Genomic DNA, 17,977 nt, shown 5'->3' with positions numbered 1-17,977 from the left:
ACACTGTCATCAGATTAATCTTCGGCGAGTAATTTACTTAGGTATTCACTGGCGTTGGCTCTGATTGGCATGAAGTAGACATTATCATCTTTGGCTTGCACCTTTTTGATCATGGCCCGGCCAAACTTAATATTCCATTCTTTTGTCGGTTCGAAATCACTTGGAAAAACCACATCGTTTTTATTTTCCCAGTACGATTTACTGGTTTCGCTGTGGATCGGACTCAGGCCCCAAAATACTTCCGTACCTTGCAGCATATCCATGTATACATCGAGAAATTTTAAATCAAAAAATGGTTGCGTGAAAAAGCCATCAACACCCGCATCAAGTTTATCGTGAATATAATCGAGCTCTTTACGCATGCTGGTTCGATATTGATCGATCGCGGCGTATACTTTCATATAAGGCAGTTCTTTTTTGATAATACGGATCAGTTCACATGAGGTATTGCGATAGGTTCGGTGTGAAATATCTTGCGGCGGATCGCCTTCGACGACAAGTACTGAATTGATCTTACTATGACGGAAAAAATCGGTTAATGGAAAGCCGTTTTTCAGGTCAAAATCGATAGCGCGAAGATGAGGGATCACTTCATCGAATTTATCTTGTAGGCGATCGCAAGCATCCCAGCTACGAACATCAAAGCGCAGTAAGTCGGGAATATTTAGCGTATTAATTTGGCTAAATTGGCTAACTTCTTCGGCTTCAGTATTTAAGGTTTCCCATGAACGGGGTACAAGCTCTATCGAGTATTTCAAATTACATCCCTTTTTATTATCAACAATCCTCGTTGATGATCCTTTTAATACCCAAACTCGACTCTGCGTGTTTGGGCTTTTTCAATTATTGATATAGCTTACTTATTTAACGGCTAACTGCTGTAACCAAGCAATTTCATCAGCCCAAATAGTATCGTCTATTGTTTCCAATACCATAGGTATACCATTAAAGCGTTCATCCTGCATGATAAATTTAAAGGCATCTTCGCCAATAAAACCTTGCCCTAAGCTGTGATGGCGATCAACTTTTGTACCGAGGTCGACTTTACTGTCATTAATATGCATACCTGCGAGGTACTCAAAGCCGACAATGCTGGCAAAATTATGAAAGGTTTGTTCACAGGCTGCGAAAGTACGTAAATCATATCCTGCCACAAAGGTGTGGCAGGTATCGATACATACACCAACACGGCTCTTATCTTCTACTTGTTCAATGATCTCGGCAAGATGCTCAAAACGGTAACCTAAGTTAGTACCTTGACCTGCGGTGTTTTCAATGACGGCTTTGACTGACGTTGATTTTTCCAACGCCAGGTTAATTGATTCGGCTACCAGCTTTAGACTTTCTGATTCTGATATCTTTTTTAGGTGACTGCCCGGGTGGAAATTAAGTAGAGTTAAACCTAATTGTTCACAACGGTGCATTTCATCAAAAAAGGCATTACGTGATTTGTCTAATGCTGCCGCTTCTGGATGGCCAAGGTTAATCAAGTAAGAATCATGGGGCAAAATTTGTGCTGAGGTAAAATTGTAGCGTTTACAATTGGCTTTAAACTTACGAATATCATCTGGGCTTAGTGCTTTTGCATCCCAACGGCGTTGGTTCTTGGTAAATAGCGCAAATGCGGTTGCGCCTAAATCGTGGGCGTTTTTAGGGGCATTCCACACACCGCCTGCTGCCGATACGTGCGCACCAATAAACTTAGTCATTTTTTGCTCCCTTACGTTGAGTATTCATCATTTTTAGTCAATTTAACGACAAAACAGTTTTAAAGGGAACTTTTTACGATAAAATTAGGTTTTTGGCAATGCTAATCTTGAGGGTTTATAAATGAAAACTTGGTCAGAATTTTTGTTGCACGAGCAGCAACAACCGTATTATTTAGAATTACAAAACTTTATCACTGCTGAAAGAGCTGCAGGAAAAGTCATTTTTCCTAAAGAGGCTGATGTATTTCAAGCGTTTTCATTAACGCCGTTAAAAGATGTCAAAGTGGTGATCTTAGGGCAAGACCCGTACCACGGACCAGAGCAAGCGCATGGTTTATGTTTCTCAGTATTGCCGGGTATTAAGATCCCACCTTCATTACGTAATATATATAAAGAACTGAGTACCGATATTGATGGCTTTGCAGCGCCTGATCACGGTTATTTAATCGAGTGGGCACAACAGGGTATTTTAATGTTAAATACAGTGCTAACGGTAGAAAAAGCAAAAGCCCATTCCCATGCCAAATCGGGTTGGGAGACATTCACTGATCATGTCGTTGAACAGTTAAACCAGCAGGAAGAAGAGATTATTTTTGTGTTATGGGGAAATCACGCCAAGAAAAAAGGCCGCCATATTGATCGCAGCCGGCATCACGTTTTAGAGGGAGTGCATCCATCCCCTTTGTCTGCAAGTCGTGGTTTCTTTGGTTGCCAACATTTTTCTGCTATTAATAGCCGTTTACAAATACGCCAACAAACACCCATCAATTGGCAAGTGAGTATTGTTGAGCGGCTAATATAATATCGGCCGAACTGAAGATAATGACACCTTTTGTAATTATACCTTTATAAGTGTAAATTGAACTCGATCAAAGTAACTAACACTATATGGGTATATTGTGTTGGGAGATAATTTTAAATTGGAGTTTATATGTTATCTCTCATAACAAAAGATCATGCACAAGTAGAGTTACTATTAAATGTATTAACTGAGCAGTTAGCTGAACTCGAATCTGAACAGCAGGGTGTTAATTTTAAATTAATGGATGATATTGTAAATTATTTACGTAACTACATTGACCGTTACCATCATCCGAAAGAAGATTTGATCTATTCGTATTATCTTGAGCATTATGTTGAAGATGATGATATGCCGAACCGTCTCGCCAGTGAACACCAAAGCTTAAACTTCCTTAGCCGTGAACTTTCACATTCATTACATATGATCCAACTGGATTCTGTTATGCCATTTGATGCACTTGCAGTACAGTTGCGCGGGTTTGTAGACAAACAACGTGCCCATATTCAATATGAAACCAATGTGGTCATGCCACTAATGGTTGAGAAATTCACCCCAGATGATTGGTGTCATATTGAGCATTTGTGGAAAAATGGCGATTTGCAAGATATACAACCCATTGTTGTGTTTAATGATGCCTATGAGCAATTAATACAGCGAATCGTTACCGCTGGATTTATTGGTGAGGCAAAAGAGGATCTCTGCTTAGTATAAAGGGTAAAACCTTGCTGTTGTATAGGTATCACTCGTATTAAAAAAGCCGCATTCAATGCGGCTTTTTATTAAGCAATAAGATCAGAGTAATAACTTAAAGGATCATTATAACCGTCCATTTCTTTTTCTAAAATGAGCTTATCCTTAATCGCTTCAATTTCACGCCACTTTCGTTTTGACATTGATTTTGCTTCTTTTTTTGTATTTTCTATCGACACTTGATTTATTCCTTCCATGGGATCACCTTTGTAATGATAGTTACCCTTTCTCTATAGCATTTTTTTCATGCCCTTGGTCATATTTAGTCATATATTTGAGTGATAGATCACGTAAAAAGACCGAAAACAGAAATGGTATAAAATATTTTATGCAAAATGCAGTGATTATTTTTCAAATATGTATCTAATTAGGGTCATAATTGTTAGTTCGATAATTTTAACGCCTGTTGATTAGTAATTTATTGGTTTTATATGTTATATTTCGCGCCTTGTTCAGATTGTGGTGTTATTTTTGCTGCTATCTGTGGACTTTAATAAGAGTATGGAAAGACAATATGACGGAAGTTATCGACTTTATAAACGGGCTGCTGTGGGGCTCTGTACTGATTTATTTACTTATCGGTACAGGTCTGTATTTTACCTTTAAATTAGGTTTTATTCAGTTCCGCCATTTTACTCACATGTTCTCTGTTCTTGCTGGTAGCCGTAAAAGCAGCTCTGAAGGTGTATCATCATTTCAAGCGCTATGTACAAGTCTAGCTGCGCGTGTTGGTACTGGTAACCTTGCTGGTGTTGCTGTGGCAATTACTGCGGGTGGCCCTGGTGCTGTATTCTGGATGTGGTTAATTGCTGTTATTGGTATGGCGACTAGTTTTGCAGAAAGTTTATTAGCGCAATTATTTAAAACCAAAGATGCTGATGGCAACTTCCGTGGTGGTCCCGCTTACTACATGGAAAAAGGTTTAGGTCGTCGCTGGATGGGCGTTGTATTCTCTATCTGCCTAATCGTTGCATTTGGCTTGGTATTTAACGCTGTTCAATCTGATGCGATTGCCAACTCAATGCACAATGCGTTTGGTTTTGATAAAACTCTCGTTGGTATCGTATTAGTTGTATTTACAAGCTTCATCATTTTTGGTGGTCTGCGTGTGATCGGCGCATTTGCTGAAATTGTGGTGCCATTCATGGCGCTGGCTTATATCCTGATTGCATTTGTTGTTGTGGCAATGAACATTTCAGAATTGCCTGCCGTTTTCGAACTTATCATAAAATCTGCATTCGGCTTAGAAGAAGCTGCTGGTGGCGCATTAGGTGTTGCTATGATGCAAGGTATCAAACGTGGTTTATTCTCGAATGAAGCGGGTATGGGTAGTGCGCCGAATGCTGCGGCGAGTGCTGCACCATTCCCGAATCACCCTGCGTCACAAGGTTATGTACAGATGTTAGGTGTATTCATCGATACTATCGTTATCTGTACTGCAACTGCGTCTATTATTCTACTTTCTGATCTTGGTGATACATCGGGTATTGGCGGTATCGAATTAACGCAGCATGCATTGTCATCGCATGTTGGTGATTGGGGTAGTACCTTTGTTGCTATTGCGATCTTATTCTTCGCATTTACGTCAATTGTGGCGAACTATTCTTACGCTGAAACAAGTATTTTATTTTTGAACCGTGATTCGAAAGTAATGATCTGGATCTTCCGTGCTGCTGTTTTAGGTATGGTTATGTTTGGTGCTGTGGCGAAATCAGATCTGATTTGGAACATGGCAGATGCGTCAATGGGCTTAATGGCACTGGTCAATATCATTGCTATCTTGATGTTATCTAAGTATGTCATCACCGTCGCGAAAGATTACAACAAGCAACTTGCTGAAGGTAAAACGCCTACATTTGATAGTGCTGAATATCCTGAAATCGATAAAAAGATCAACAGTGAAATTTGGAATTCTAAATTTAAAAAGTAGCATTTTAGTTACGTTAGCATTGTAAAATTAGAAAAAGCCACCCATTATAACAATGGGTGGCTTTTTATTAGGTATTAATTGAGTTGTAAGAAAATGGTATTAAATTTACTTAATCCAAAGGGTTAGAGTTTTAGCTCTAGTTGCTTTATGGTTAAATTGACGTTTAATACCGACTCACATAGGATCAAATCATGAATAAATTAGCAACTCTAGCGTCTGCAATGCTATTAAGTTTCTCTGTTAATGCTGCACAGGAAGTGTCTGGCGTTTCAGTGCCGGATAGTGTATCTGTTGAAGGTACATCACTTAATTATCAAGGGGCAGGTGTTCGTAGTAAATTCTTTATTGATCTGTATGTTGGTTCGCTATTTACACAAACAGCGAGTAAAGATGTAATAAAAAGCCAAGATGTAAGCGCTATTCGTCTTAATATCATTTCAGGTCTGATTACCTCTGAGAAGATGGTTTCGGCGATCAACGACGGCTTTGACAGCGCGACTGCGGGTAATATGGCCCCTATCTCTGCTGAAATAGCCGAATTTATTGGTGTGTTTAGTACCGAGATCGCGAAAGGCGATCAATTTACTTTAGTGAGTACACCAGGTAAAGGTTTGGCAACGTATAAAAATAATGAAAAATTATCGACTATTAATAACGACGTTTTCCGCCAAGCGGTATTGTCTATTTGGTTAGGTGATGAGCCTGCTGATGATGACCTGAAAGAAGATATGCTGGGTTTATAATTCGCACTGTAATTGAACATTGCAAGGCAATAAAAATGGCTTACGGTTAAGAATGAAATCTTAGCGTAAGCCATTTTTTATGTGTGTATTATGTTTAAGTTCTAAATAGCGTGATGAGTTGTTATTAATGAGTTAACTAGGTACTCACCTTTGTCACGTCAATATAAAGTCGTAGTGCTTGTCCTGGTTGGATATATTTCTGCTTAGCTAGGCCATTCCATCTCACCAAGTCTTTAATTCTTACATTAAACTTATTGGCAATACGTGCAAGTGAATCACCTTGACGGACCTTGTAGGTAATATTACGCATAATGCCTTTACCATTCGCACTGCCTTGTTTCTTTCCTTGCCATACTACCAGTTTTTGATTGACCTTTAATGTGTCTTTAGGCGCGATGTTGTTCCATTTCGCTAGGCTCTTGTAGTTAACTTTGTAGGCACGTGAAATATCCCACAAGTTATCACCTGACTGTACTTTATGTACTATTTTAAAGCGCCCTGCGGGTTTTTGTTGGCGGCGAGTGAGTCGTGATGATTTGCTAAATTTATAATAATCGAGATCCTTCGCGGCCATTGGAATTAACAAGGCTTGACCGATCTTGATCATGCTGCTGTCTAGACTGTTAACCGAGGCGATGATCTTGCTGGACGTATTATAGTTCTGGGCTATTTCACTTAGGCTATCGCCTGATTTAACTTTATAGCGTACCCAATTTAAACGGCCTTTAGCATCCGTTTTTGCTAATGCAGTTTCAAACTGTGCTACATTTTCATTTGGAATTAATAATGTATGTGGACCATCTGGCGCTGTAGCCCATTGGTTAAACCCTGGATTAAGACGCTGTAATTGTGCGACATCCATCCCAGCTAAGTCGGCGGCAAGTGCTAAATCGATTTGGCTGTTGATATCAACTTGTTGAATAGCTGGCTCGTTATCAATCACAGGTAGCGTCAGGTTATATTTTTCAGCGTTTTGTAAGATATCAGCAAGCGCTAATAATTTAGGGACGTATGCTTCGGTTTCTTTTGGTAGCGACAAGGACCAGAAGTCCGTTGCTAAGCCGGCTTTTTGGTTACGCTTAATAGAACGACCGACGCGACCTTGACCTGAATTATACGAAGCCAGGGCATGTAACCAGTCACCGTCGAAGCGACGACTTAAGTATTCCATATAGGTCAGTGCCGCACTTGTCGATGCCAGTACGTCACGGCGGCCATCGTACCACCAGTTTTGCTCTAGACCGTATTGCGTTGCTGTGCCTGGTACAAATTGCCACATACCCGATGCGCTACCATGTGAGTAGGCAAATGGGTCAAAGGCACTTTCTACCACAGGAAGCAGCGCCAGTTCTAAGGGTAAGCCACGACGCTCGAGCTCTTCAACAATGAGATATAAAAATGGTTCTGCACGTTGTGATACCGTTTTTAAATGTTGAGGGTGGTCTAAAAACCATTTACGGTGTTTGGCAATACGGGCATTATCGGGAATAGGAATAGTCATTTGCTCAGCGATGCGAACCCAAACATTATCAATTTGCTCGACGGTAACGTCTTCGGTGACAATGAGTCTAGCAATATTTTCTTCAGTTGCACTATCTAAACCATGGTCTTCATTACTGGCTTTTACAGATGGGGCAACGACAGGCGTTAGAGTAGTTTGCACATCGTTACTACGATCTTCAGATGTCATTTGACACCCGGTCAGTAATATCAATACCAGAATAGATAATTTAAATTTCATATACGTCTTATATAAGTGAACAACGGAGACATGCTAATAGCCAACGGAAAACAAAGCAAGTGTACCATTTAGGGTATTTATGCTTAACATTGGGTTAAAAATGGTCTTTCCATACTCTTAATGCAGTGAATACAGCTTGCTCGCTGGTGAGGATATCAAGCAGTTTATGTTCCATCGCCATACTGACCGTTACTTCGTTGGTGCGTAAGAAAACATTGATTTCCTTTTCGTTTTTCAGGCTGTTTGGTACGGTAGGTAGCCCTTGTTGACGTAGCTTTGCGGTGTGCTCAATATGTTTTTTTAGCGCACTATTTTGTGGTTCTACGGCATAGCAAAACATTAAATTAGCTTGGGTATATTCGTGAGCCGGATACACCAATATATTTTCATCTAAGGCTTTAATGCGTTGTAGTGATGAAAATAATTCTGCCGCGCTACCATCAAGAAGCCTACCGCACCCACCAGAGAATAGGGTATCACCAGAGAACAGCATCGTCTGGTTATAGTAAACCACATGTTCACGTTTATGCCCCGGTGTCGCCATTACGGTCAATGCTAAGCTATTATTAAGGAGATTTAACTGGCTATTTTCAGTGACTAAGGTGACTGGAGCATCAACCTCTATCGCAATCGACGAATAGACCTGCACAGGATTGGCCGATGCGTTAAGAATGTCACTAATACCATCGATATGATCATAGTGGTGATGGGTAATTAAAATCGCCTCGAGAATTAAATTTTGCTGATTAATGACTTGTAACACCACGTCTGCTTGACCGGGATCAACGATACAACAGTGATTATTTTCAGTATTTTTGATTAACCAAACATAATTGTCGTTAAATGTTGGTATAGAAATGACTTCAAGCATTGCATCGCTCTCTTTATGGGATTATCTTTAATTACATATAAAACAAAATTTTAGCGGATATTGTCGTGTTAATAAAACCTGCACATCATAAACATAAGATAACAATTCCTCATTCTTGGAATGAGCTTCCTATGGGCGAATGGCTTGCTAGCCAAATTCAGGCGCGCCTTGATGCTTGGTGTCCGACAATATTTGGCTATCATCTACTAAAATTGGGCTCGTTAAGTGGTGAGCTTAATTGTTTTGGCAGCAGTATACAACATCAAGTCACCGCGACGTCAGAGTTAGGTATGGGGGGGATATTTATTGATCCTGCTCATCTACCTTTTCAGGAAAATTGTATTGATGCGTGTATCTTGACGCAATCATTGGATTTTTCGGCGGATCCTCATCAGCTATTGCGTGAGGTTGAACGGGTATTAACGGGTGACGGTTATCTTATCTTAAGTGGTTATAATCCGTTGTCACTGTGTGGTTTAGTTAAACTATGTGGGATTAAACGTAATCATCCGCCCTGGTCGGGAAGAATGTTTACCCCTGCGCGTATTAAAGATTGGCTAGAGTTACTTGGTTTTGAAATCATTCAAGATGACCGTTTTGGCTTTACCTCTTTTTTAGGTAAAAAACCATTAACGTGGTGGTCTGAGAGTATCGGTCAAATGCATTTCCCTTCTTTTTCATCGGTCTATTTTATTGTTGCGCGTAAACGCCGAACGCCAATATCACCGATCAAAAATTGGTGGCAAGTCAGCCATGCTAAACGTCGTTTTATCCCTACTGGCGCCACGCAAAAGTTACCGCATAAGCTGTCTTAGACTGCATTATTCTTTTTTTATTTGCCAAGTTTACTTCTTCATTTTATTTAGGCGTGTTATCAGGTGAATTGAAGGCTAATTCATATTAGAATAGCGACAGTTTAATTTAGGTGGTGAGATTTATGTCGTTGGACAATGCAGAGTTAATACAGGGCGCTGGTCGTGTGATCGTTTTTGATACCGAAACAACCGGTATGAATACAGGCGCAGGTGGTGTACATATTGGTCACCGTGTAATTGAAATCGGTTGTATTGAGTTGATCAATCGTCGTCCGACGGGACGTACATATCATGTTTATATCAAACCTGACCGTTTGGTTGATCCAGAGGCGCTCGCCGTACACGGTATTACAGATGAATTTTTGCAAGATAAACCCAGTTTCGCAACGATCGCAGATGAATTTATCGCCTTTATTGATGGTGCTGAGTTAGTTGCACACAACGCTTCGTTTGATATTAACTTCCTAGACCATGAATTTAGGTTACTGAATAAAGGTCTGCCTGAAACTAAAGAAATTTGTAAGATTACCGATACATTAGCTATTGCTAAGAAACTTTTCCCAGGTAAACGAAATAACTTAGACGTGCTATGTACTCGTTATGGTATTGATAATTCACACCGTACCCTGCATGGCGCATTACTGGATGCGGAGATCTTAGCTGATATTTATCTGTTTATGACGGGTGGCCAGACTAAGTTGAATTTATCGCAAGATAGCGCTAATTCGCAAGGTGGTGGTATTCGTCGTGTTGCAGCAAGCCGAGCGCCATTGAAAGTGGTGCAAGCAACAGATGATGAACTGAAAGCGCATGATGAACGACTCGGTATCGTTGGTGATGCGCTGTGGCAAATACACTAACATAAAGGATAAACATGCGTAAGATTTGGTTGTTATTGGCATTGATTGGTGCAGTTGGTATCAGTACCTTTACATCGGCTAAAAGTGTTTATCAGACAAGTGATATCAAGTTGTTAGATAATCGTTTTCGGGTTGATTATGGCATTGAGCAAATCACCTTTATTATTGCGCGTGAGCGTTTTTCTAAAGCGGTTATCTTAGTGCGTCCTGACGGCAGCAAAGTTTATATTTGGGATAAGTCTGATCGCGTTCATTGGATTGAAGGCGAAGAGCATGACATTATCACGATTGAGAATCCGATGCCTGGACCTTGGCAAGCATTAGGTAAGATCCAAGGTGATAACCGTATTCAATTATTGTCAGACGTGCAACTGCAAATCAATCGTCTGCCTATTCAGCTATATAGTGGCGAACGCTTAAAAATAACGGGTGAATTATTGCATTTGCAAAAGCGCCTTAACGCCACGTATTTACGCGATACCGAATTGATTGTTACTGCTTATGGTTATAATCGCACAGAAGACGAAAATTTTAGCTTTAGCTCTCAAGAGTTGGCGAAGTTTAATGATAAAGGTGTTTTTTTTGATGAAGTACCTGAAAATGGGCTTTTTACGGCCTATTTGCAACTTGATTTAGCGACGGGTAAGTATAAATTTGAGGTGGCAGTAACAAACAATGCCTTTAGTCGGAATTTTAATCAAGACATTGTCCTGTTCCCAAAACCAATAAAAACGCAGATGTTACCCTTACGGATGGATGCAGACCCGCAGTTAAAACTGACTTATGATATTGATGAATTAAAGCCTGAGAGTATTGTTATTAAAGGCCGTCTCGAATCCGCTAACCGTGGTAAAAGTAATGACTTTATCATTTATGGTGAAGCTGGGATGACAGAACAAATTCATTCTTTTGAACGACCCGCAGAGTTTGGTAGTTATAGCATTGAATTAGTGTTGTTTGCGACCACAACCGCAGGACGTGAGATTACCATTAACATGCCTTCAGAAGCATTTGTGATACCAAGACCGATTGTTATTGATAGTACTCTGATTCCTGCTGCCACAGCCTCTCAGGCAGATACGACAGAGACCGCAATGGATATGCTTGAGGATTCAGAGAGTGACTGGAATTTATTATTGTGGGTCATTGGCGGTTTGATCTTGTTAGTCCTTTTTGCGGTGGCAGTATTATTTAGTATTAAGTTTTGGCAAAAACGCAAATTTGAAAAAGTGATATCGAGCCAAATAGACGGTGATAAGACATCTCAAGAACCTACAAAGCCCACTGATGAGCCGAGCACGATGACAGACCTGGATCTTAATTCACTGGATAAATAGTCTGATATTTAAACAATTAGGCAATGTAACTGATTTGTGCAGGATAAGACTCGCATTACTCGTTATTAAAGTGTCGTTTCACGATTAACACTTGTTTAAAAATTGTAATGCAATTAAAGTTGATGTTATACCCAAGTTACTTAAAAATGCTGATTATGCATCTTGAAGTCGCTCGGGTATAAATAGTCAACTTCTCAAATTAAGGTTAAAAATTATGGCAATTCAACGCACTTTTTCTATTGTTAAGCCTGATGCAGTAAGAAAAAATTTAATTGGTGCTATTTACTCTCGTATTGAAGCTTGTGGCTTAAGCGTTGTTGCAGCAAAAATGCTTCACCTTACCCGTGAGCAAGCGGAAGGTTTTTATGCAGAACACAAAGGTAAAGTATTTTTCGAACCTTTAATGGACTTTATGACTTCTGGTCCTATCATGGTACAGGTATTAGAAGGTGAAAATTCGATCACTTTTTACCGTGAGTTAATGGGTACTACGAACCCAGAAAATGCAGCTGCGGGCACGTTACGTTGTGACTATGCTGAGAGCATGCGTTTTAATGCGGTACATGGTTCTGATAGTGAAGAATCAGCAGCCCGTGAAATTGCTTATTTCTTTACTGAAAATGAAGTATGCCCACGCTAATGAGTTAGTGTAACGGGCTGTAAAGTCGTTGCGTAGTGATGCGTGATTAATTTGCTGCCCGGTTTTATGATTCGATTTCCCATCTCCACATTCTATTGATTTCTTATTTATACCTCATATTCCGCCTTAATTATTTGTTATCTCACTCGATTCTTTGTTAAACAAAATAACGGTTAATAAATTATTTCGTTTAATTCGGTTAATGCGCTAGCGTCTAGGCGTTAAACTTTGTACAATCCCGCGCCCTGAAACCTCAATTTTAGCATTGTCTTTTTTATCCAATTATTCTTAAATATTGTTTAAAATTGAGTCTTAAATTGTTTCAAACCGAATAAAATACATTACAGAGGCTCACTTCATGAGTAATAAAAAAATAAACCTATTAGACTTAGATCGCAACGCTATGCGCCAATATTTTTCTGACATTGGTGAAAAACCATTCCGTGCTGATCAAGTAATGAAATGGATTTATCATGAAGGTTGTGATGACATTAATGAAATGACTAACTTGAATAAGAAGTTACGTGAAAAATTATTACGTGAAACTATTATTTCAGCGCCTGAAATCAGTAAAGAACAGCGCAGTGAAGATGGTACAATTAAATGGGCATTAAAAGTCGATGGTCAAGAATATGAAACGGTTTATATTCCTGATGGTGATCGTGCAACACTTTGTGTTTCGTCACAAGTTGGTTGTGCTCTAGAATGTACATTCTGCTCGACGGCCCAACAAGGCTTTAACCGTAACCTGCGTGTATCAGAAATCATTGGTCAAGTATGGCGTGCGACACAAGTGATTGGTTTTAACAATAAGAAACGTGCAATCACCAATGTCGTGATGATGGGGATGGGTGAACCATTGCTTAATCTGACAAACTTGGTCCCGGCATTGAACATAATGTTAGATGATTATGGTTTTGGGTTATCAAAACGTCGTGTCACTGTATCTACTTCTGGTGTGGTACCAGCATTAGATAAATTAGCGGATTCAATTGATGTAGCATTGGCTATTTCATTGCATGCATCGAATGATACATTACGTGACGAGCTTGTCCCTATCAATAAAAAGTATAATATTGAAATGTTACTAGCATCCGTTAAAAACTATATTGGTAAATCAAATGCCAATCGTAAAAAAGTAACGATTGAGTATGTATTACTTGATCACGTTAATGATTCAACCGATCAAGCACATGAATTAGCGCATTTATTAAAAGATACGCCGTGTAAAATTAACTTGATCCCATTTAATCCGTTCCCGGGCAGTGACTATGGTAAACCCAGCAATAGTCGTATCGATCGCTTTAATAAAGTGCTGATGGAATACGAAAATACGGTGACAATTCGTAAAACCCGCGGTGATGATATTGATGCTGCTTGTGGTCAATTAGCGGGAGATGTAATCGACAGAACGAAAAGAACATTAAAAAAACGGATGCAAGGTGAAGCGATTTCAGTCAAGATGGCTGATTAATACTTTTGACTAGATGGATTTAGGCATGAAACGTTTCGCTGTAATAGGATTAATAATAACAGCACTGGCTGGATGTAGCACACAAAGTTACATTGAAACCAGTGCTGGCTTGACTGATAACTCTGTTGATAAAACTGCTGCGTCTAGAAGTCGACTCACCTTAGCGCTTAAGTATATTGAAATTGAAAACTATCAAAATGCGAAAATAAATCTTGATAAAGCCAATCGTTATACACCTGACGATGCGAATATTTATTTAGCTTATGCATATTACTATCAGAAAGTAAAAGAGCATCAACAAGCTGAGACAGCCTATTTATATGCGCTCGACCTGGCACCAGAAAATGGTAATATTCATAATAACTTTGGTGTATTTCTATGTGGACTTGCGCGATTTGATGAAGCTGAAACTGAATTTTTAACCGCAATCGCGTCGCCGGGTTATAACCAAATTGCGAATAGTTATGACAATGCGGGGCGCTGTGCGCATGAGCAAGGCAATAATACCCTTGCATTAAAGTATTTACAGTCATCTCTCGCATATGAACCGCAAAATTTAAATGTACGGTTCTCTATTGCTGAATTACACTATAAACTGGCCGATTATACGGTGGCAAAACAGCAATTAACTAAATATGAGTCAATCAGTAAAGCAACCGCACGTAGTCTTTGGTTGGGTTTTAATATTGCAGAAAAACTGAATAATTCGGCCGTCGCTGAAGTATATAGTCGGCAATTATTAGCTCAATTTCCATTAGCGTTCCAAACACAAAAATATATTACAAATGACTATTGATTTAGAAACTTTAAAAGATCCGGATAAAACTGCTGAATCGCAGGACAATATCGACGTGGTGACTGCAGGCCAAATGTTGCAAGATGCCAGAATGGCATCCGGTATCAGTGTGCAAGAGGTCAGTAATCATATTCACCTTAAGCTATCCGTGATCAACAATATTGAACAAAGTGTTGGTGATAAGCGTATCTCATCTACATTCATGCGTGGCTACATTCGTTGCTATGCCCGCTATCTTAAAATATCTGAAAATGAAGTCATTGCTGCTTATGATTGTCAAAATGTAGCATGTGAACAACAAGCTGAATTGCAGAGCTTTTCCTGTCGAACTAAATTGGAAGCTCACGATAACCGGTTAATGCTGGTGAGTTACGGTATTATTGGCTTTATGCTAGCGGTATTTTTAATTTGGGGATTACGTGGTGATGATGTTGACGTTGTTGTGCCAGAGCCTACCATCACACAAACGATAGAGTCAGTTGGTGCTGTGACGGTTATTGAAGAGCAAGCCCCTTTGGTTGTTGCTGAACGTGTTGAGTTTGATCGTACCGCAGCGCAGACTGCTGCATTGGATGTTATCGTACCGCCGTCATCAGAGGTCGTTCCAGCAGAAGTATTGGTACAACCTGTCGTCTCCGCGCTACCGACGATCACTTCACCTGTGGTTACAAATACTCCGGATAATAAATCTGCTGCTGTTGCTCAGTCATTGGTACTGACCTTCGCGGGTGATTGTTGGATACAAATTAAAGATAAAAACGGCAAAACACTGTCGACGGGTGTGATAAAAGCCGGTCAATCAATTTTATTACAAGGTTTAGCACCATTATCAATTAAACTTGGCGCACCAGAGTATGTAACAATGAGTTATGCCGGTGAGCCAATCGATTTATCAACCTTTAAACAAGGTAGACTTGCTAAATTTAAAGTACCTTTTGAAGCTTAATTAACGAGTTATAAATATGCATCAGGAAAGTCCTATTATTCGCCGCCACTCAAAACAGATTATGGTTGGTAAGGTCCCCGTTGGTGGCAATGCTCCGATTGCAGTACAGTCAATGACAAATACATTGACGACGGATGTGGCAGCAACGGTTGCTCAGATTAAAGCATTAGAAGCCGTTGGTGCTGATATTGTGCGTGTTTCCGTACCGACCATGGATGCCGCAGAAGCATTCAAACTAATTAAACAACAAGTTGATGTGCCACTGGTTGCTGATATTCACTTTGACTACCGTATTGCACTTAAAGTCGCTGAATACGGCGTTGATTGCTTGCGTATCAACCCTGGTAATATCGGTAATGAAAGTCGTATCCGCTCTGTGGTTGATTGTGCCAAAGATATGAATATTCCAATTCGTATTGGTGTTAACGGTGGTTCATTAGAGCGTGAGATCCAAGAGAAATATGGTGAGCCTACAGCTGCTGCGTTGGTTGAATCAGCAATGCGTCACGTTGATATTCTTGAGCGCCTGAACTTTGATCAATTTAAAGTCAGTGTAAAAGCATCGGACGTGTTCCTTGCGGTGGCATCTTACCGCCAATTAGCAAAATTGATCGAGCAACCATTGCATTTAGGTATAACTGAAGCGGGTGGTTTCAGAAGTGGTGCGGTTAAGTCAGCCGTTGGCCTTGGCATGTTATTAGCCGAAGGCATCGGTGATACAATACGTATTTCATTGGCTGCTGATCCTGTTGAAGAAGTTCGTGTTGGTTTTGATATTTTAAAATCACTGCGTATCCGTAGCCGCGGCATTAACTTTATTGCGTGTCCGACCTGTTCTCGTCAAGAGTTTGATGTGATCAGCACCGTAAACGCATTAGAAGAGCGTTTAGAGGATATTATTATCCCAATGGACGTTTCTATTATCGGTTGCGTGGTCAACGGTCCTGGTGAAGCTGAAGCTGTACACATCGGTGTCACCGGTGGCAGTAATAAGAGCGGTTATTACCTTGATGGCAAACGTCAGAAAGAACGTTTTGATAATAATGATATAATCGATCAGCTTGAGGCTAAAATTCGAGCGAAAGCAGCGAGGTTGGCACCTGAAAATATCATTATAACAAGCGCTGAATCGTAATTTTCCAGTAAAGGTATTGGAATTAGGATAAATATCCTACTAATACCTTTGAATATTTTACCTCGACGTAGAAACTCCTTATAATCTGGGGTCATATGTCTTTTTTAATTTTCGAGAGTGACCGTGGCTAAACCAATTCAAGCAATTCGTGGCATGAATGATTGCTTACCAGAACAAACGCCGGTATGGCAAAAAGTAGAATCAATATTACGTGATACTGTTGCAGCCTATGGCTACTCTGAAATCCGTATGCCAATCGTTGAATCTACGAATTTATTCAAGCGCGCGATCGGCGAAGTAACAGACGTTGTCGAAAAAGAAATGTACACGTTTGATGATCGTAACGGTGACAGCCTAACATTACGCCCAGAAGGCACAGCTTCAACAGTGCGTGCTGGTATTCAAAATGGTTTGTTATATAACCAAGAACGTCGTATGTGGTACATAGGTCCTATGTTCCGTCACGAACGGCCACAAAAAGGGCGCTATCGTCAATTCCACCAATTTGGTGTGGAAATTTTTGGTCTTAAAGGCGCGGATACCGACGCGGAAGTTATTTTATTAACCGCGCGCCTGTGGAAACTTTTGGGTATTGAGCAACATGTGACATTACAGCTGAACTCTCTGGGTTCTTCTGCAGAGCGTAGTGCGCATAAAGAAGCACTAATTAGCTTCTTAGAAGGGTTTAAAGACCAACTTGATGAAGAAAGCCAACGTCGCATGTACACCAACCCATTACGCGTACTCGATAGTAAGAATCCAAATGTTCAAGCATTGCTTAACGATGCACCCAGCTTAGCGGATTACTACGGCGAAGAAACTAAAGCGCATTTCGATGGTCTATGTAAGATGCTAGATAGCGCAGGCGTTAACTATCAAATCAATCATCGTTTAGTGCGCGGCCTTGATTATTATAACTACACTGTATTTGAGTGGGTGACAGAAAGCCTAGGTGCGCAAGGTACTGTGTGTGGCGGCGGTCGTTATGATGGCTTAGTGGAACAACTCGGTGGTAAAGCAACCCCTGCAGTTGGTTTTGCTCTGGGTATTGAACGTTTAGTATTATTATTAGAAGCCTTAGAATTAACCGCTGATATTGCTGGCGCTGTTGATGTTTATATCGCAGCATTAGGCGAAGGCGCTGATATGCACGGTATGTTATTAGCAGAACGGTTACGCGATCAAATGCCGAATGTGAAATTTATGATGCATAACGGCGGCGGTAACTTTAAGAAACAACTTAAACGAGCTGATCAAAATGGCGCTAAAGTAGCACTTATTCTGGGCAGCGACGAAATCGAAAACCAACAAGTGACGGTGAAAGATCTGACTGGTAATACACAGCAGCAAACTATCGCAGTCACTGAGTTAGTAAATAAATTAACAACGCTATTAAGCAAGTAAAGCAACAAGTAAGCAATACTGATT

General features: G+C 40.2%; 18 protein-coding genes. 13 read left to right on the top strand and 5 right to left on the bottom strand.

The window, feature by feature from the left end:
• Positions 1-14: 14 nt before the first annotated feature.
• Positions 15-758, bottom strand: coding sequence for a methylenetetrahydrofolate reductase (locus HRT96_RS04430; protein ID WP_293152780.1), 744 nt, complete (start codon positions 756-758; stop codon positions 15-17).
• Positions 759-860: 102 nt separating this feature from the next.
• A complete protein-coding gene (gene nfo / locus HRT96_RS04425; RefSeq protein WP_293152777.1) occupies positions 861-1,709 on the bottom strand; it encodes a deoxyribonuclease IV in 849 nt (282 codons plus the stop codon).
• Between the two features lie 121 nt (positions 1,710-1,830).
• Between nfo and ung the strand changes: the two genes are divergently transcribed.
• Both ung and HRT96_RS04415 read left to right on the top strand, forming a co-directional pair.
• Positions 1,831-2,511: a uracil-DNA glycosylase gene (gene ung, locus HRT96_RS04420; protein ID WP_293152774.1), complete on the top strand. Its 681-nt coding sequence runs from the start codon at positions 1,831-1,833 to the stop codon at positions 2,509-2,511.
• Between the two features lie 129 nt (positions 2,512-2,640).
• Positions 2,641-3,222, top strand: a complete 582-nt coding sequence (locus HRT96_RS04415; protein ID WP_293152771.1) for a hemerythrin domain-containing protein — start codon at positions 2,641-2,643, stop codon at positions 3,220-3,222.
• A 68-nt stretch (positions 3,223-3,290) separates the two neighbouring features.
• On the opposite strand, the gene HRT96_RS04410 is transcribed toward HRT96_RS04415, so the two are convergent.
• On the bottom strand, positions 3,291-3,458 hold the full coding sequence (locus tag HRT96_RS04410; protein WP_293128737.1) for a DUF3545 family protein: 168 nt from the start codon (positions 3,456-3,458) through the stop codon (positions 3,291-3,293).
• A 317-nt stretch (positions 3,459-3,775) separates the two neighbouring features.
• On the opposite strand from HRT96_RS04410, the gene HRT96_RS04405 reads away from it, so the two are divergent.
• Positions 3,776-5,191: a sodium:alanine symporter family protein gene (locus HRT96_RS04405; RefSeq protein ID WP_293152768.1), complete on the top strand. Its 1,416-nt coding sequence runs from the start codon at positions 3,776-3,778 to the stop codon at positions 5,189-5,191.
• Between the two features lie 191 nt (positions 5,192-5,382).
• A complete protein-coding gene (locus tag HRT96_RS04400) occupies positions 5,383-5,934 on the top strand; it encodes a chalcone isomerase family protein (protein ID WP_293152765.1) in 552 nt (183 codons plus the stop codon).
• A gap of 136 nt (positions 5,935-6,070) precedes the next feature.
• On the opposite strand, the gene HRT96_RS04395 is transcribed toward HRT96_RS04400, so the two are convergent.
• Positions 6,071-7,675 (bottom strand): LysM peptidoglycan-binding domain-containing protein, encoded by a 1,605-nt coding sequence (locus HRT96_RS04395; protein WP_293152762.1) that lies wholly within the window; start codon positions 7,673-7,675, stop codon positions 6,071-6,073.
• 94 nt (positions 7,676-7,769) lie between these two features.
• Entirely contained in the window at positions 7,770-8,546 is a 777-nt protein-coding gene (gene gloB, locus HRT96_RS04390) for a hydroxyacylglutathione hydrolase (RefSeq protein ID WP_293152759.1), read from the bottom strand.
• 65 nt (positions 8,547-8,611) lie between these two features.
• On the opposite strand from gloB, the gene HRT96_RS04385 reads away from it, so the two are divergent.
• The 9 genes from HRT96_RS04385 (at position 8,612) to hisS (ending at position 17,953) form a co-directional block, all read left to right on the top strand.
• Positions 8,612-9,361: a methyltransferase domain-containing protein gene (locus HRT96_RS04385; protein WP_293152757.1), complete on the top strand. Its 750-nt coding sequence runs from the start codon at positions 8,612-8,614 to the stop codon at positions 9,359-9,361.
• Between the two features lie 122 nt (positions 9,362-9,483).
• A complete protein-coding gene (gene dnaQ / locus HRT96_RS04380; protein ID WP_293152754.1) occupies positions 9,484-10,221 on the top strand; it encodes a DNA polymerase III subunit epsilon in 738 nt (245 codons plus the stop codon).
• Between the two features lie 14 nt (positions 10,222-10,235).
• Positions 10,236-11,558, top strand: a complete 1,323-nt coding sequence (locus tag HRT96_RS04375) for a TIGR03503 family protein (protein ID WP_293152751.1) — start codon at positions 10,236-10,238, stop codon at positions 11,556-11,558.
• Between the two features lie 214 nt (positions 11,559-11,772).
• Positions 11,773-12,198, top strand: a complete 426-nt coding sequence (gene ndk, locus HRT96_RS04370; RefSeq protein WP_067049820.1) for a nucleoside-diphosphate kinase — start codon at positions 11,773-11,775, stop codon at positions 12,196-12,198.
• A gap of 358 nt (positions 12,199-12,556) precedes the next feature.
• A complete protein-coding gene (locus HRT96_RS04365) occupies positions 12,557-13,672 on the top strand; it encodes a bifunctional tRNA (adenosine(37)-C2)-methyltransferase TrmG/ribosomal RNA large subunit methyltransferase RlmN (protein ID WP_293152744.1) in 1,116 nt (371 codons plus the stop codon).
• Between the two features lie 25 nt (positions 13,673-13,697).
• Positions 13,698-14,468 (top strand): type IV pilus biogenesis/stability protein PilW, encoded by a 771-nt coding sequence (gene pilW, locus HRT96_RS04360; protein WP_293152741.1) that lies wholly within the window; start codon positions 13,698-13,700, stop codon positions 14,466-14,468.
• Positions 14,458-15,414 carry a RodZ domain-containing protein gene (locus tag HRT96_RS04355; RefSeq protein ID WP_293152738.1) on the top strand — a complete coding sequence of 319 codons (957 nt, stop codon included), beginning with the start codon at positions 14,458-14,460 and terminating at the stop codon, positions 15,412-15,414. The genes pilW and HRT96_RS04355 overlap by 11 nt, the downstream gene beginning before the upstream one ends.
• A gap of 16 nt (positions 15,415-15,430) precedes the next feature.
• Positions 15,431-16,549 (top strand): flavodoxin-dependent (E)-4-hydroxy-3-methylbut-2-enyl-diphosphate synthase, encoded by a 1,119-nt coding sequence (ispG, locus tag HRT96_RS04350; protein ID WP_293152735.1) that lies wholly within the window; start codon positions 15,431-15,433, stop codon positions 16,547-16,549.
• Positions 16,550-16,672: 123 nt separating this feature from the next.
• Complete coding sequence (hisS, locus tag HRT96_RS04345; protein ID WP_293152732.1) at positions 16,673-17,953, top strand: histidine--tRNA ligase; 1,281 nt, start codon at positions 16,673-16,675, stop codon at positions 17,951-17,953.
• The last annotated feature ends 24 nt before the right edge of the window (positions 17,954-17,977 follow it).

This window comes from Moritella sp. (assembly GCF_013215705.1).
Classification (GTDB): Bacteria; Pseudomonadota; Gammaproteobacteria; order Enterobacterales; family Moritellaceae; genus Moritella.
This window is presented reverse-complemented; position numbering and strand designations above follow the sequence as displayed.